The organism is Fusibacter sp. A1 (assembly GCF_004125825.1).
Classification (GTDB): domain Bacteria; phylum Bacillota; class Clostridia; order Peptostreptococcales; family Acidaminobacteraceae; genus QQWI01.
The window spans coordinates 1-350 of record NZ_QQWI01000050.1 but is presented as its reverse complement, the minus strand read 5'-3'; the positions used below and the strand labels follow the sequence as shown (position 1 = coordinate 350).

The 350-nt window shown below is 44.0% G+C and carries 1 pseudogene; it reads left to right on the top strand.

Annotation, left to right across the window (positions count from 1 at the left end):
• Window positions 1–71 precede the first annotated feature (71 nt).
• Window positions 72–350 (top strand): annotated as a pseudogene (locus tag DWB64_RS19400) (hypothetical protein); the annotation flags it as partial.

The following is a 350-nucleotide window of genomic DNA, read 5'->3' as shown; positions in this document are numbered from 1 at the left end:
AGGATAAGGCTGCATAACATGTCGAAGTCCAATAACTACTCGGAATTAACCGCTGTAAATGTGGCAGATGTATGGAGAGAAGGATTGCGCTCTTACCTGGGGAGATCTCATGGACGGCTAAAGCATTCGAAATCGGGACGAAAGAAAGCAGAATACATCGTAAAAACGATGGCTCCTGTCAAAGAGATAGTGCGGAACACAAAGGGTATGACAGAGCGCTTAGCGAAGAGAGGATAACTGAAAACAACATCACCGACGCAAGCAGTGAAGAGTATGGCCTATTGGAACAAATTCTAGACCCTAATAACCTAAATAAAGCCTATAAACAAGTGAAGAAAAACAAGGGGGCG